Raw genomic sequence first — 13,821 nt, forward strand, 5'->3', positions numbered from 1 at the left:
GGCGGCCTCGCCCGGACGGCATCCGTCGCCCGGTCCGCACACCTCGCCCACTCCGCACGCACACCCCTCCGGCACCCGCCGCCTCCCGCACACACCCCCGCACCCGCCCCCCCGCCCACGCCGCCACCTCCCCGTGACGGACACCCCCCGCCCATCCCTCAGGAGTGACCATGGGCCATTCTTCGCGCAAGTCCTTCGACCGCAGGGCCTTCCTGCGGGCCACCGCCGGCACCACCGTGGCGCTCGCCGCCGCCTCCGTCGCCGGGGCCACGGCCGCCTCCGCGGTGACCGCGCCGGCCACCGCCGCCACCCGCGGGCTCACCATCCCCAAGGACCGCATCGGCATCCAGCTCTACAGCATCCGCGACAAGGTCGCCTCCCTCGGCTTCGCCGTCGTCTTCGCGGAGCTGTCCCGGATCGGCTACCGCGAGGTCGAGTTCGCCGGATACACCCAGGACACCGCCATCCTGGGCCGGCAGATCACCCTCCCCGAGATCCGGAAGCTGCTCGACGACAACGGGCTGAGCGCCGTCGGCAGCCATGTCGGCATCGGCAATCTGCGCACGAACCTCCAGGCCGAGCTGGACGCCGCGCAGATCCTCGGCATGCCGCACGTCGGGACGGCCAACGCGCCCTCGAACCTCAACACGGTCGCGGGCTACCGCGCCGCCGCCGACGAGTTCAACGTCTGGGGCGCGGCGGCCACCGCCCGTGGCCTCAAGCTCTACCAGCACAACCACGCGGGCGAGTTCGCCTTCGCCACCGACCAGCCGTCCGTACGGCTCTACGACGTCTTCCTCAAGAACACCGATCCGCGCCATGTGTATCTGGAGCTGGACATCTACTGGGCGTATGTGGGCCAGTACCGCTTCCCGGGGTTCGATCCGGCCGCGTACGTCCGCAACCAGCCCTACCGCTACCCGCTGTTCCACATGAAGGACGGCGACACCAACCCGTCCAACGCCAACGGCTACGACATCGTCGAGTTCGGTGCCGGGGATCTGCCGTACGAGCGGTTCATCCGCGACATCGGGCCGCGCGCCGCCCACATCGGCATCTGGGAGCAGGACACGGCCCCCAACACCCAGCCCAACCCGCCGGGTTCGCTGGGCGCCGCCGCACGCAGCTTCACCGCGATCGACCAGCTGCTGCGCTGAGACCCCGCCCGCCGACGACCGAGGAGACGCATTCACCGTGCACCGTTCCCTGAGACGTCTGATGGCAGGGGTCCTGCTCACCGCCCTGCCCGCGCTGGGTCCGGTGGGGCTCGCGCCCGCCGCCCAGGCGCACGAGAACCATGAACACGCCCTGGACTGGGCGAACTACGAGAAGACCACCCTCACCAAGGACACCGGCGAGCCGATCGACCTCGCCGTCCTGCCCGACAGCCGCGTGCTGCACACGGCCCGCAACGGCGATCTGCGGCTCACCGACCCCGGCACCGGGGTGACCAAGGTCGTCAACAAGATCGACGTGTACCAGAACTCCGAGATGGGGCTCCAGACCGTCACCCTGGACCCGGACTTCGCCACCAACCAGTGGGTCTACCTCTACTACTCCCCGCCGCTGAACACCCCGGCCGGCTCCGCCCCGCTCCAGCTCCCCGCCGGGCAGACCGACGCGTACTGGAAGCAGTGGGAGGGGTACGACACCCTCACCCGGTTCAAGTGGACCGGCGACAAGCTCGACCTGTCCACCGCCCAGGAGATCATCCGCGTCGACAGCAACCGGGGACAGTGCTGCCATGTCGCCGGTGACGTGGACTTCGACGCGGACGGCAACCTCTACCTCTCCACCGGCGGGAACACACCGGCGTCGGGACCCAACGTCAACGGGTACACACCGATCAACGACGCGGCCGGCTACAACCCCGGCCTCGACGAGCGCCGCGGCGCGGGCAACACCAACGACCTGCGCGGCAAGATCCTCCGTATCGACGTGAAGGACGACGGGAGTTACACCGTCCCCGACGGCAACCTGTTCGCGCCCGGCACCCCGAAGACCCGCCCCGAGATCTTCGTGATGGGGCTGCGCAACCCCTTCCGGATGACCGTGGACCGGGCGACCGGCGCCGTGATGTGGGGCGACTACGGCCCCGACGCGGGCACCGCCGACCCGAACCGCGGTCCCATGGGGTACGTCGAGTGGCAGACCACCACCAAGCCCATGAACGGCGGCTGGCCCTACTGCACCGGTGACAACACCCACCCCTACCGGGACTTCGACTTCGCCACCCTCACCCCCGGAGCGGCCTTCGACTGCGCCGCCCCCGTCAACGACTCACGCTGGAACACCGGCGCGAGCGTCCTGCCCCCGGCCACCCCGGCCACCCTCTGGTACGGGGACAAGGACACCGACCAGCCCTGGCCCGAGCTGACCGCGTTCCGCGGCCCCGGAGGGCCCGGCGGCCAGGCCCCGATGGCCGGACCGGTCTACCACTACGACGCGGACAACCCGGCCCCGGGCAAGTTCCCCGCGTACTGGGACGGCAAGGCGTTCTTCGGGGAGTTCTCCCAGGACTACGTCGCCGCCTTCACCCTCGAAGGCCCCGACGGCCCCGTCGGCAAGCTGGAGAACGTCCTGCCCAACAGCGAACGGTCCGCGAACGGCATCCCGCCCTGGGACAACCCGATGGACCTGGAGTTCGGCCCCGACGGCGCGCTCTACGTCCTCGACTACGGCGACGGCTTCTTCCGCCAGAACCCCGACGCGGGCCTCTACCGGATCGACTACGCCGAGGGCAACAAGGCGCCCACCGCCGTGATCAAGGCCGATCCGACCTCCGGTCAGGCCCCGCTCACGGTCACCTTCAGCGCCACCGGCTCCAGCGACCCGGAGAACGGCGCCCTCACCTACCAGTGGGACCTGGACGGCGACGGCACCTTCGACGCCACCGGACCCACCGCGAGCCGTGTCTACCCGGACAACGGACAGTTCCAGGCCCGGCTGAAGGTCACCGACCCGCAGGGCAAGACCGGACTGACCAGCCGGCAGATCACCGTCGGCAACACCGCGCCCACCGTGAAGATCACCTCACCGCCGGACGGTGGCTTCTTCAACTGGGGCGACGCCGTACCGTACGCGATCTCCGTCGACGACCCCGAGGACGGAGCCACGCCCGACTGCGCCAAGGCCGCCTGGACCTTCGGCCTCGGACACAACCAGCACGGCCACCCGGTCAACAGCGGCACCGGCTGCTCGGGCGCCGTCGTCACCCCGACCGACGCCGGGCACGGGGACACCGAGAACGTCTTCGGCGTCCTCGGCATCACCTACACCGACAAGGGCGCGAACGGCGTCCCGCCGGCCACCGGGGACGCCCAGGTGGTCCTCAACCCGGCGCTCATGCAGGCCGAGCACCACGACTCCGCGGACGGCGTCACCATCACCGACGACACCACCGCGTCCGGACAGCGCAAGGTCACCTCCTTCGACGCGGGCGACTGGATCGCCTACGACCCGGTCTCCTTCGCCGGCATCACCGGGGTGAAGACCCGCGCCTCCGGCGCCGGAACGCTGGAACTGCGCTGGAACGCCACCGACGCCGCGCCGTTCGCCACCGTCGACGTACCGGCGGGCGAGGGCTGGCAGACCGTCACCACCCCGCTGCCGAAGCCCCCTCGGGCACCGGAGAGCTCTACGTCACCTCCTCCGGCGGTGTCGACCTCGACTCCCTCACCTTCCAGGGCGCGGGCGTCGCCGACAGGACCCCGCCGAAGGCCGCCGCCACCCTCGACCCGCCCCGGCCCAACGGCGCGGGGGGCTGGTACACGAGCAATGTGTCGCTGAGCGTCACCGCCACCGACAACGGCACGGTCAGCAGCCGCCAGTACTCGGTCGACGGCGGTACGACCTGGCTGTCGGCGAACGCAGCCGTCACCCTGTCGGCGGAGGGCACCACCACCGTCCGCTACCGGGCCACCGACAGCGGCGGCAACGTCTCAGAGACCGGCAGCCTGACCGTACGGATCGACCGCACCGCACCCGCGGTCACCGTCACCGGCCTCGACGCCGACGGCGCCTACGGGGACTCCCAGCGCCCGAAGCCCGTGGTCACCACCGCCGACCCGGTCTCGGGCGTGGCCACCACGACCACCACCCTGGACGGCGCCGCCATCACCCCCGGTCAGCCGCTCGACCTGTGGCGGCTGCCGCTCGGCGGCCATGAGCTGACGGTGAAGGCCGTGGACCGGGCGGGCAACACCACGACGAAGACGGTGCGCTTCACCACCCGCGCCTCCTTCGACGATCTCGCCACGCTGCTCCCACGCCTGACCGCCGAGAAACTCGTCACCGCCCAGGGCGAGCAGCGTCTGACCGTCCGGCTCGGCCAGGCACGCGCCCACGCCGACGCGGGCAGGCTCAGCCAGGCCCGCGCCGTACTGGACTCGTTCGCCACCGCCGCGGGCGACCCCGCGCTGGTGCCGGACGCGGCGGCCGGCGCCGCCCTCGCCCGGGACGCCCGGGCCGTGAAGGGAGGACTGACCGGCTGACGGCCGAACGGACCACGGCAGAGCTGCCCCGCCCCGGCGGGGCAGCTCTGTGCGGGTTTCGTCAAGATGTACGCAACTTCTGCCTCGTTGTGGAAAAGTGACGGTCGGAGGAAGTGAGCCTGTGAGCATTCGGTACCGCGTTCTGTCCCTGCTGCGGGACAACGGCCCACTGTCCCGCGCCCAGTTGGCGGGCCGGCTGGAGGTGCCGCGACCACGGCTCCTCGCCGAGCTCGACCGTATGCTCGCCGCCGGCACGGTTCTGGAGGCCGGCCCGGCCGCCTCGCGCGGCGGCCGCCGCTCCACCCTCGTCCAGCTCGACCCCGGACTGCGGTTCGCCGCCGTGGACCTGGGCGCCAGCTCGCTCGACATCGAGATCACCGACGGCGAACTCGAACCCGTGGCCTCCTACTCCGAGGCCGCCGACATCCGCTCGGGACCGGTCGCCGTACTGAACCGGATCAGCGAACTCCTCCACAAGATGGCCGCGCAGGGCCACTACACCCGGCTCGACGCCATCGGCATCGGCCTGCCAGGACCGGTCAGCTTCCGGGAGGGCGTCCCCGTCTCCCCGCCGATCATGGTGGGCTGGAACCGTTTCCCCGTACGCGACACCCTCGCCCGTGAGCACGGCTGCCCCGTGGTCGTCGACAACGACGTCAATGTGATGGCACTCGGGGAGCAGCACAGCGGGGTCGCCCGGTCCGTCGAACATCTGCTCTTCGTCAAGATCGGCAGCGGTATCGGCTCCGGCATGCAGCACCACGGGCGGATCTACCGGGGCGCCGAGGGGTGCGCGGGCGACATCGGCCATATCCAGGTCGAGGCGGGCGGCCCCGTCTGCACCTGCGGCAACACCGGGTGCCTGGAGGCGTACTTCGGCGGCGTCGCCCTCGCCAGGGACGCCACCGCGGCCGCCCGCTCCGGCGACTCACCGGCGCTGGCCGAACGGCTCGCGGCCCAGGGCACACTGACCGCCGTCGATGTCGCGGAGTGCGCCGTCGGCGGCGACAGCGCCTGCGTCAACCTCATCAGGGCCGGGGGCCACCGCGTGGGGCAGGTCCTCGCCACCCTGGTCAGCTTCATGAACCCGTCGATGATCGTGATCGGCGGCGGGCTCTCCGGACTCGGCTATCTGTTACTCGCGGAGATCCGCAGCGTCGTGTACCAGCGCTCACTGCCGCTGGCCACCGGCAATCTGCCGATCGTCATGTCCGAACTCGGCCCGCGCGCCGGGGTCGTCGGCGCCGCGCTCCTGGCGAGTGAACTCGCGTACGGCGAGGACGAGGAGGCCTGAGCACGGCGCCGACGGCGCCAGCCCTCAGCGCTCGGCGGATACGGCGGGCCCGGAGGGTCCGGCGGGTTGTGCGGGACCGCCGGGAGTGTCCGCCTCCACCGCCCGCGCGTCCTGCGCCTGCGCCCCGGCCGGAACCACGACGGGGACCGGCTCCCTCCCGTCGAGTACGCGCAGCGCCCGCCCGGTGTCCAGCGCACCCTCCCACCGCGAGACCGCGAAGACCGCGACACAGTTGCCCAGCAGGTTCGTGGTGACGCGCATCGAGTCCATGATCCGGTCCACCCCGAGCAGCAGCGCCACCGCTCCCGCCGGGATCACCCCCAGCGCCGAAGCCGTCGCGGAGAGCGCGAGAAACGCCGAGCCCGGCACGCCCGCCATGCCCTTGCTGGTGAGCATCAGAACCAGCACCACGGTGACCTGCTGGCCGAGGGTCAGGTCCACCCCGACGGCCTGCGCGATGAACAGCGTGCCGATCGACAGATAGATCGAGGCGCCGTCGAGATTGAACGAGTACCCGGTGGGCAGAACGAGCCCGACCGCGTCGTCCCGGCACCCGGCGGCCCGCAGCTTCTGCATCATGCGCGGCATGACGGTCTCGCTGGAGGCGGTGCCCAGCGCGAGCAGCAGCTCCTCCCGGGTGTACCGGACGAACTTCCACAGGCTCAGCCCGGTGACCAGCCTGAGGGCGACCGCCAGCAGCAGGAGGAAGAGCAGCGCCACTCCGTAGCAGAGCGCGATCAGCTTCCCGTACGTCGTGAGGGCGCCGAGCCCGTACTCGCCCACGAGGTGGGCGGTCGCACCGAAGACGGCCAGCGGGGCCAGCCGCATCACGAAGCCGACGACCGCGAAGACGACCTGCTGCGCCTGCTCGACGGCCGGGAGGATCGCCGGGACCTTCGTCCTCCCCAGATGCAGCACCGCCGCGCCGACCAGGCAGGCCAGTACGAGCACCTGGAGCAGCGAGTTCTCCGCGAACGCGCCGACCGCGCTGTCCGGCAGGGCCTCCAGGATGAACTGCGAGGTCGACGGCAGCTCCCCGCCGCCCGTCCTGCCGTCCACGGCGGACGGGTCGAGAGAGGCCGGATCGACGTTCATGCCCCTGCCGGGCCCGACGAGATGGGCGGCGACCAGACCGATCAGCAGCGCCGCCGTGGTCGCCACCTCGAACCAGATCAGCGCCTTGACGCCGATCCGCCCGAACCCCTTGAGGTCGCCCGCCCCGGCTATGCCGACCACGACGACGCAGAAGACGAGCGGCGCGATGACGGCCTTGATCAGCCGGATGAATCCGTCGCCGAGCGGCTGGACCGCCGTGGCCGCGTCCGGCCAGAGCCGTCCGAGCAGGATGCCCAGCACCAGGGCGCAGGCGACCTGGGTGAACAGCGAGGTGCGCAGGGATCCGGCCGCGCGCCGGACCAGGGACGGGGACGTGTGCGGCACAGCCACTCTCACCAGCTCCACTCGGCTCTCCTCGGAGAGCTTCTGTCGTGTTCTGTCATGCGGAAGATCTTTTCCGATCGCTGCTCACTATGACCGGGCCCGTATTTCCGATGGAGAGCCCTGCGTTACGGCCAGGAAAAAACTGCCGATCCTGCCCTCGGCGGGTAGGTGGGGGGCGGCGCCGGCGTAAGAACCGGACGGCCGAGAAGGATGGCCGAGTGGCCGACAGGAATGGCCGGTCGGCCGGTGGCCATGGCCGGTCGGCCGACGCGCGGTCACGGGGGTCGCTCCTAGCATCGGTGTCACAGGCCGGGTCGCCGGCCACCGCTCCCGAGGGGGGACCTCTCCGATGACACCGACGCCCACCACACCCGGCGCACCCGCCGGCACCGTCCACACCACGGAGTTCGAGACCGATGTCATCGAACTCCTCACGGAGACCGCGAGCGAGGCCACCTCGTGCGAGAGCCGGAGCGCCGGCACCGAACACCTGGTGCACATGCTCGTCATGGGCGAGACGGCGGCGGGCGAGGCGATCGCCCCCGGTATGCGCCAGGCCGGCGGACTCGGCGGCATCATCCAAGCCCTCACCTTCCCCGACAGCACGCGGCCCTGGGTGCACGGCGACACGGCCACCGCCCCCGACGACCTCCCGGCCCACCCCGACGACGAGGCCGAGGCCGACGCCGTGTGGCGCGAGGCCGCCTGGCGTGCCGCGCGGAAGAAGGCGCGGCGTGGTGCCCCCGAGGCGGGTGCCCTCCCGCCCGAGCCGTCCGGGGCGCTGCGCGCCTGCCTCCTGCGCGCTCTGCGGCTGGCCCGCCTGGAAGGAACGCCGAGCGTACGGTGCCGTCATGTGGCCCGCGCCCTGCTGCAACTCCCCGACAGCCGGGCGCTGGAGGCCATGACGCTGCAACGGATCGACAGGGCCGCCGCGTCCGCCGCACTGGACACCCTGGACGCGGGCGCCGCCGCTGATCCGGACTTCCCGGAGCCTCCGAGCATCAGGGGCATGCGGGGCACGGGCGTGCTGGGCGGGGGCGGCGGGCTCTCCCGCGTCCTCCTGTCCTGGATGTTCCGCAGCGGCCCGGAGGGCGACGGGATGCTCACCTCGGTGTTCCTGGAGGCCGCGCGTCAGACCGTACGGCGCGGACATGGCGTGGTCGAGCCGGCGGATCTGCTGCTGGCCGTCATGGCGCTGGACCGGGCACTCGCCGTCACCGGCCGCTCGTTCCCGGAGACAACCGCCGCCGTGAACGAGGGCGCGGCCCTGCTCCGTACGCACGGAGCGCGGCCGGACTCCCTGGTTCGCGCGGCGAGGGCGGGTGTCGCCGCCCCGGCCCCCGGCCCCTTCCCCGCCGCCACCGAGATGCCGCGCTCGCCCGCCGTCGAACGCGCCCAGTCCGTCGCCCAGCTCACGGCGGCCGAGCGTGGCTCCGCGACGGTCGGAACCGTACATCTCCTGGCCGCCCTGCTCGCCGACGACGAGGGGGAGGCCGCGCGGCTGCTGCGCGCGGAGGGCGTCGACATGACCGCGCTGAAGGACCGGCTGAGCCCGAGCCCCGGCGCGTGAGGACGGGAACCCGCCGTCCCCCGGCTGGTCCGGCGGGCGCTACGGTCCCGGGGAGAAGTACGACGAGGAGCGAGGCGAAGGTGTCGGGGACACGGATACGGGACCGGGCCCGCAGGGGCCTGCGCAGGACACGGAGCGCCGCCCGGCGCGAGGCGGTGGAGTGCGTGGCGGCCCTGCGCGCGGCCCCCCGCCGTACCGTTGTCACCGAGGCGCTGGCCTGCGCCCTGGTCGCCGCGCTCGCGCTGATCCCGCTCACCTTCCTGCCCGAGGAACTGTCCCAGGAACGGCCGGTCCTCGCCGCCCTGGAAGGGCTGTGGACGGTTGTCCTGGTGCTCGGACGCCACCGCCGTCCCGCGCTCGCGGTGGCCGCCACGGCGCCGCTGCTCGTCGGCTCCAGCGTGTGGATCCTGGTGGCGGTGCCCCTGATCGTGGTGTCCGCCACCCGCCGGGTCACCTCGCGCCGCGCCTGGCAGGCCGTGGGCGCGGCCTGCGCGCTGGCCGTCGTCCTGGCGGTGGCGGACGGCCTGGTGACCGGCGGCCGGTTGACCGGCGACCCCGCGGCCGAATCCCTGACGTGGCCCGAGATGGTGGCGGGCGACGCGGTCTCCCTGGTGCTGCTGCTGGCCCTCCCCGCACTGGCCGGGACCCTGCTCGGGCAGCGGCGCCCCCTCGTCAGCCTGCTGCGGGAACGCAACGCCTATCTGGAGCAGGCCCGTTCACTGACCGCCGTGGCGGCGCGGATGGAGGAGCGGAACCGGATAGCCGGGGAGATGCACGATCTGCTCGGCCACAGACTGAGCCTGATCTCGGTGTACGCCGGCGCGCTGGAAATGGCCGCTGCCCGGCAGGCGCCGCCGCTGGCGGGGCAGGCCGAACTACTGCGTACCACCGCCGGTACGGCGATGGAGGAACTGCGCGAGATCCTGGGTGTGCTGCGCCGGCAGGAGCTTCAGGACCCCACCGCGGACCCCGGGAGCCGCCGGGGCACCCGCGAGGACATCACCGCCCTCGTGGCCGAGTCCGCACGCACGGGTATGGCCGTCACGCTCGACTGGTCGGGACCCGACGCCGCCGACGCCGCCCCGCAGGCCCGTCAGGCGCTCCACCGGGTGGTGCGTGAAGCGCTGACCAATGCGCTCAAGCACGCGTCCGGCGCGCCCACCCGGGTGGAGGTCCGCCACACCGACGGCCGGATCGCGGTCTCCGTCACCAACGAGCGGCCCCGGGTGGCCCGTCGGCCGCAGCCCGGGAACCGCAGCGGGCTGGTCGGCCTGGACGAGCGGATCGCGCTGCTCGGCGGCTCGTTCGGCGCGGGCCCCGTCGCGATCGGTGGATTCCGTGTCGAGGCACTGCTGCCCGCGCACCCCGAACAGCCCGCGCAGCCGGATCCGTCCGCGCACCGGGAGCCGTTCGCGCTCCCGGCGCGCCCCGGGCGTCCGGGGGAGGGGGCCGGGGAGACCGCCGGGGCGTACCCCCCGCTTCCGACCGCCGTGCTGACCTGGCCGCGGGTGCTGGGCGCCGGGTGCGCGTCGGCGCTCGTCATCCTTCCCACCGTGGCGTTCCTCGTGATTCTGCTGGTGATTGCGATCGTATGATGAGGCGATGATCCGAGTCCTCATCGCCGACGACGAGACCCTGATGCGCGCCGGCATCCGGCTGATCCTGGAGAACGCGGAGGACATCGAGGTGACCGCGGAGGCCGCCGACGGCCGTGCGGCGGTCACCGCCTGCCGGGGCCAGGACATCGACGTGGCGCTGCTCGACCTCCAGATGCCGGGTACGGACGGCATCACCGCCGCCGAGGAGATCGCCAGGACCTCGCCCCGCACCCGGGTGGTGATGCTGACCGCCTTCGGTGAGGAGCGGAGCGTCACCCGGGCCCTGCGCGTCGGCGCGACCGGCTTCCTGCTCAAGGACACGGGCCCCACCGAGCTGATCCGTTCGGTACGGCTCGCCGCGAGCGGCGAACCCGTACTGGCGCCCCGGATCACCCGGCAGCTTCTGGAACGGCACGTACGCTCCGGCCACGAGACCGAGGCCGCCCTGCGCAGGACCGACGGACTGACCGCGGCCGAGCGCGACGTCCTGCGGCTGCTCGGCACGGGCCTGTCGAACGCCGAGATCGCCGACCAGCTTCATCTGAGCGCGAGCACGGTCAAGGCGCACATCAGCCGCATCCTGACCCGTACCGGCTGCGCCAACCGCGTACAGGCCGCCGTCCTCGCCCACGACGCGGGCCTGCTCACCGACGGCTGACGCCCCCTCCGGCCTCCCGTGTCCGGTCTTCCGTGCCCGGCCCTCCGCCCCCGGCCGGGTGTTCGGAATTCGAGGAGCTCCTTGCCCGACACCGACGCGTCGGCGGCGACCCCGAACGCGTCCAGCGCCCGTCGCCGGGCGGACCGCGACCGGGGTGCGCGCGGTGGGCCTGAGCCGTCCGAGGCCGCCCGTACGACCGTTCCGACCACCTCGTGCCCGAGGATCAGCGGGGCCCGCAGAACGGACTCGCCGACGGAGCCGTGCCGCCGGTAGTGCAGGTCGGAGCCGCAGATGCCGCCGTACGCGACGGCGACGACCGGCGCGCCGGGCCCGGGGGTCCGCACGGCGACGCGCTCGACGCGCAGATCGCCCGCCCCGTGGGCGACGACCGCCGCGGTGGCGCGAGGTGACTGAACGTCTAAGCTCTGGGCCAAGGCTTCACTTTGGGACGGGACCGGTACCGGTACGCGCGCCCCGGCGCCGCGCCGGCCGCCGTACCGGGGAGGAGCGAAGATGGCACCGCAGAACTCTCCAGAAGATCGTTTCAACACCGGGGAGGCGCATTCCGCGCGCGTGTACGACTACATCCTGGGCGGCAAGGACAACTACCAGGTCGACCAGGAGGCCGGCGACTCGATGTGCCGGGAGTGGCCCGCACTCCCCGTCCACATGCGGGCCAACCGCGAGTTCATGCACCGCGCGGCCCGCTATCTGGCCGAGGAGAAGGGCATCAGGCAGTTCCTGGACATCGGTACGGGTCTGCCCACCCAGCCCAACATGCACGAGGTCGTGCAGAAGGTCGCCCCCGACTCCCGGGTCGTCTACGTCGACAACGACCCGATCGTCCTCGCGCACGCCCGCGCCCTGCTGACCAGCGCTCCCGAGGGACGTACGGCCTACATCGACGCCGATATGCGGGACCCCGACGCGATCATCGGCTCGCCCCAGTTCCAGGAGCTGCTGGACCTGCGGGAGCCCGTCGGCCTCATGATCATCGGGATTCTCCATTTCATCCTGGAGGACGACGACGACCACGGCCTCGTCCAGCGGCTGCTCGACCCGCTGCCGGCCGGCAGCTATCTGGCGATGACCATCGGCACCGCCGACTTCGCCCCGGTGGAGGTCGGCCACGTCGCCGAGGAGTACCTGAAGCGCGGCATGCCCATGCAACTCCGTACGCTGGCCGAGGCCACGACGTTCTTCGACGGCCTGGAGCTGATCGAGCCGGGCGTGACCCAGGTCCACAAGTGGCGTCCGGACGTCGGCCAGGAGGTCATGGACGACCGGGACATCGCGATGTACGGCGCCATCGCCCGTAAGAACTGACCCGCGGCGCCGGGCGGCGAGCGTCCCCGCACGGCCCGGAGGGCGCGGAGCGTCAGCGCACCGTCAGGCGGCGCAGGCGGGACACCGCCGCCTGCGCATGCCCTCCGGCAGCGGGCTCGTGGGGAAGACGGTCCTGCCGAGTGCCAGGTCGTCGAGCGGGTGGGCGGTCGCGCCGGCCAGGACGACGGTGACCGTCCGGCCCGCTGTGACCACGGCGCCCCTGCCGCGCCACTGGGCCTGGACGCGCAGGGCGCAAGGGGCCCCGGACAGGCGCACGGTCGCACCGTCGACGACCTGGACCCGCAGGCCCGACGGCAGCCGTCCACGAGCCCCGCGCGTCCCCCGGCACCGATCCCGCCTTTCCCGCCCGAGCTGTGACCGCGACGGGATCGGCATGCCGACCGGAACTCCTCGGAATCTCCCCAGGGCCGGCGGGGACCGTCCTCCTGCTCGTGCGCCCGCAGGGCGCGGCCCATTGATTGCAAGGTAAACAACAACTCGAACTGTCCGGGGAAGTGCTTCCAGGAGTCGCAGGGACCCGCCAAGTCGGGCCCCTGTGCGAGAGCGGTTCGTTGCCGGGATGGTCGGGGGAGACGTTCCCGGCGCATACGAAGTAGAGTTCAGCGGCCGACGATTGCCGACCGGAAGAACCTGACAGACCATGAACGTGGCATCGAACCCCCCGATCTATGACCAGCTTCTCCGCGAGCACGGCGACGTCATCACCGAAGCGCGCGAGGCGGCCCACCAGACGACCCGGCAGGCGGAGCACGTGCTGGACTGGAGCGGGCTGCACCGGCGGTTCCCCGCGGAGCCGCCACGTCGCGACTGATCCTCCGCGACCGGGGCCGCACGACCGGGCCGCGTCACGGACCCGCCGCCCCACCGCCGAGCCGCCCCGCGCCCAGCGCGCGGGGCGGCTCGGTCGCGTCACCCCGAGGGAGTCCCGGCCGAAGCCGTTCCGGCGGGGAGGTGTCCCGGCCCGGGGGTGTCCCGACGCCGTGCGGAGTACTGTGAAGACATCGAGGGTATGTCGCCGTCGGCCGCGTCGCCGAGGGCGTTCTCGATGAAGGACGAGGTCGGAGGCGCGGCCTCCGGGAGGCGTGGTCGGCATGAGCGCGGCAACGACGTATGTCCGTGGCAGATGACTTCTCACAGAGCCCGGTCGGGGCCATCGGCAGGGTCACTGTCCCGATCCCGCCGAACGGACCCGGTGAGGTGCTGGTGGCCGTACGGGGCGGCTCCGAGGCGTACGCGGCCTGGGCGGACCGTCCGATCGGCAAGGACCTCCGCGTGATCGTCGTCGAGTCGATCTCGGCCCGCTCCGTGATCGTGGAACTCCTCCCCTCCTGAAGGATCCCCTCCTGAAGGACGCACTCCACCCCGAGGAAGCCGCACACGCGGCGGCACACAGCGGTACCGGCGTACACGCAGTACGACAG

Annotated in this window: 12 protein-coding genes and 1 pseudogene; 10 read left to right on the top strand and 3 right to left on the bottom strand. The window is 72.4% G+C overall.

The genetic code is table 11. The features are described 5' to 3' along the window. Positions 1 to 170: 170 nt before the first annotated feature. The 4 genes from ACIQ7D_RS25370 to ACIQ7D_RS25385 all read left to right on the top strand — a co-directional run bounded on the left by ACIQ7D_RS25370 (position 171) and on the right by ACIQ7D_RS25385 (position 5,787). Positions 171 to 1,157, top strand: coding sequence for a sugar phosphate isomerase/epimerase family protein (locus tag ACIQ7D_RS25370; RefSeq protein ID WP_403941128.1), 987 nt, complete (start codon positions 171 to 173; stop codon positions 1,155 to 1,157). Between the two features lie 37 nt (positions 1,158 to 1,194). Next, complete coding sequence (locus ACIQ7D_RS25375; RefSeq protein WP_403941130.1) at positions 1,195 to 3,789, top strand: PQQ-dependent sugar dehydrogenase; 2,595 nt, start codon at positions 1,195 to 1,197, stop codon at positions 3,787 to 3,789. Next, the gene (locus ACIQ7D_RS25380; RefSeq protein ID WP_403941132.1) at positions 3,780 to 4,493 is read left to right on the top strand and encodes an OmpL47-type beta-barrel domain-containing protein; all 714 of its coding nucleotides are present in this window, start codon (positions 3,780 to 3,782) and stop codon (positions 4,491 to 4,493) included. Before ACIQ7D_RS25375 ends, ACIQ7D_RS25380 begins: the two co-directional genes overlap by 10 nt. A 121-nt stretch (positions 4,494 to 4,614) precedes the next feature. Further along, positions 4,615 to 5,787: an ROK family protein gene (locus tag ACIQ7D_RS25385; protein WP_403941134.1), complete on the top strand. Its 1,173-nt coding sequence runs from the start codon at positions 4,615 to 4,617 to the stop codon at positions 5,785 to 5,787. A gap of 24 nt (positions 5,788 to 5,811) precedes the next feature. Here the strand turns inward: ACIQ7D_RS25385 and ACIQ7D_RS25390 are convergent, their stop codons facing one another. Then, positions 5,812 to 7,227: a cation:dicarboxylate symporter family transporter gene (locus ACIQ7D_RS25390; protein ID WP_403941190.1), complete on the bottom strand. Its 1,416-nt coding sequence runs from the start codon at positions 7,225 to 7,227 to the stop codon at positions 5,812 to 5,814. A gap of 349 nt (positions 7,228 to 7,576) precedes the next feature. Here ACIQ7D_RS25390 and ACIQ7D_RS25395 point away from each other — a divergent pair, with 349 nt between their 5' ends. From ACIQ7D_RS25395 to ACIQ7D_RS25405, 3 genes are all read left to right on the top strand, one after another. Beyond that, positions 7,577 to 8,797, top strand: a complete 1,221-nt coding sequence (locus ACIQ7D_RS25395; protein ID WP_403941136.1) for a Clp protease N-terminal domain-containing protein — start codon at positions 7,577 to 7,579, stop codon at positions 8,795 to 8,797. A gap of 80 nt (positions 8,798 to 8,877) precedes the next feature. Next, the gene (locus ACIQ7D_RS25400) at positions 8,878 to 10,392 is read left to right on the top strand and encodes a sensor histidine kinase (RefSeq protein WP_403941138.1); all 1,515 of its coding nucleotides are present in this window, start codon (positions 8,878 to 8,880) and stop codon (positions 10,390 to 10,392) included. 7 nt (positions 10,393 to 10,399) lie between these two features. Then, complete coding sequence (locus ACIQ7D_RS25405) at positions 10,400 to 11,053, top strand: response regulator (RefSeq protein ID WP_403941140.1); 654 nt, start codon at positions 10,400 to 10,402, stop codon at positions 11,051 to 11,053. A 236-nt stretch (positions 11,054 to 11,289) separates the two neighbouring features. Here the strand turns inward: ACIQ7D_RS25405 and ACIQ7D_RS25410 are convergent. Next, positions 11,290 to 11,604: pseudogene (locus ACIQ7D_RS25410) on the bottom strand (hypothetical protein); the annotation flags it as partial. Here ACIQ7D_RS25410 and ACIQ7D_RS25415 point away from each other — a divergent pair. Continuing rightward, on the top strand, positions 11,567 to 12,379 hold the full coding sequence (locus tag ACIQ7D_RS25415; protein ID WP_403941142.1) for an SAM-dependent methyltransferase: 813 nt from the start codon (positions 11,567 to 11,569) through the stop codon (positions 12,377 to 12,379). The pseudogene ACIQ7D_RS25410 and the gene ACIQ7D_RS25415 overlap by 38 nt on opposite strands. Positions 12,380 to 12,442: 63 nt before the next feature. On the opposite strand, the gene ACIQ7D_RS25420 is transcribed toward ACIQ7D_RS25415, so the two are convergent. Next, positions 12,443 to 12,655 (bottom strand): hypothetical protein, encoded by a 213-nt coding sequence (locus ACIQ7D_RS25420; protein ID WP_403941144.1) that lies wholly within the window; start codon positions 12,653 to 12,655, stop codon positions 12,443 to 12,445. Positions 12,656 to 13,040: 385 nt separating this feature from the next. Between ACIQ7D_RS25420 and ACIQ7D_RS25425 the strand changes: the two genes are divergently transcribed. Further along, complete coding sequence (locus ACIQ7D_RS25425) at positions 13,041 to 13,211, top strand: hypothetical protein (RefSeq protein WP_403941146.1); 171 nt, start codon at positions 13,041 to 13,043, stop codon at positions 13,209 to 13,211. Positions 13,212 to 13,510: 299 nt separating this feature from the next. After that, positions 13,511 to 13,732 carry a hypothetical protein gene (locus ACIQ7D_RS25430; RefSeq protein WP_403941148.1) on the top strand — a complete coding sequence of 74 codons (222 nt, stop codon included), beginning with the start codon at positions 13,511 to 13,513 and terminating at the stop codon, positions 13,730 to 13,732. Positions 13,733 to 13,821 lie beyond the last annotated feature (89 nt).

The organism is Streptomyces sp. NPDC096310, assembly GCF_044763125.1.
GTDB lineage: Bacteria > Actinomycetota > Actinomycetes > Streptomycetales > Streptomycetaceae > Streptomyces.

Excerpts from the sequence above, each read along its gene's own strand:
- ACIQ7D_RS25370 (WP_403941128.1), top strand. The coding sequence starts at position 171 with ATGGGCCATTCTTCGCGCAAGTCCTTCGACCGCAGGGCCTTCCTGCGG.
- ACIQ7D_RS25395 (WP_403941136.1), top strand. The coding sequence starts at position 7,577 with ATGACACCGACGCCCACCACACCCGGCGCACCCGCCGGCACCGTCCAC.
- ACIQ7D_RS25405 (WP_403941140.1), top strand. The coding sequence starts at position 10,400 with ATGATCCGAGTCCTCATCGCCGACGACGAGACCCTGATGCGCGCCGGC.
- ACIQ7D_RS25415 (WP_403941142.1), top strand. The coding sequence starts at position 11,567 with ATGGCACCGCAGAACTCTCCAGAAGATCGTTTCAACACCGGGGAGGCG.
- ACIQ7D_RS25425 (WP_403941146.1), top strand. The coding sequence starts at position 13,041 with ATGAACGTGGCATCGAACCCCCCGATCTATGACCAGCTTCTCCGCGAG.
- ACIQ7D_RS25430 (WP_403941148.1), top strand. The coding sequence starts at position 13,511 with ATGTCCGTGGCAGATGACTTCTCACAGAGCCCGGTCGGGGCCATCGGC.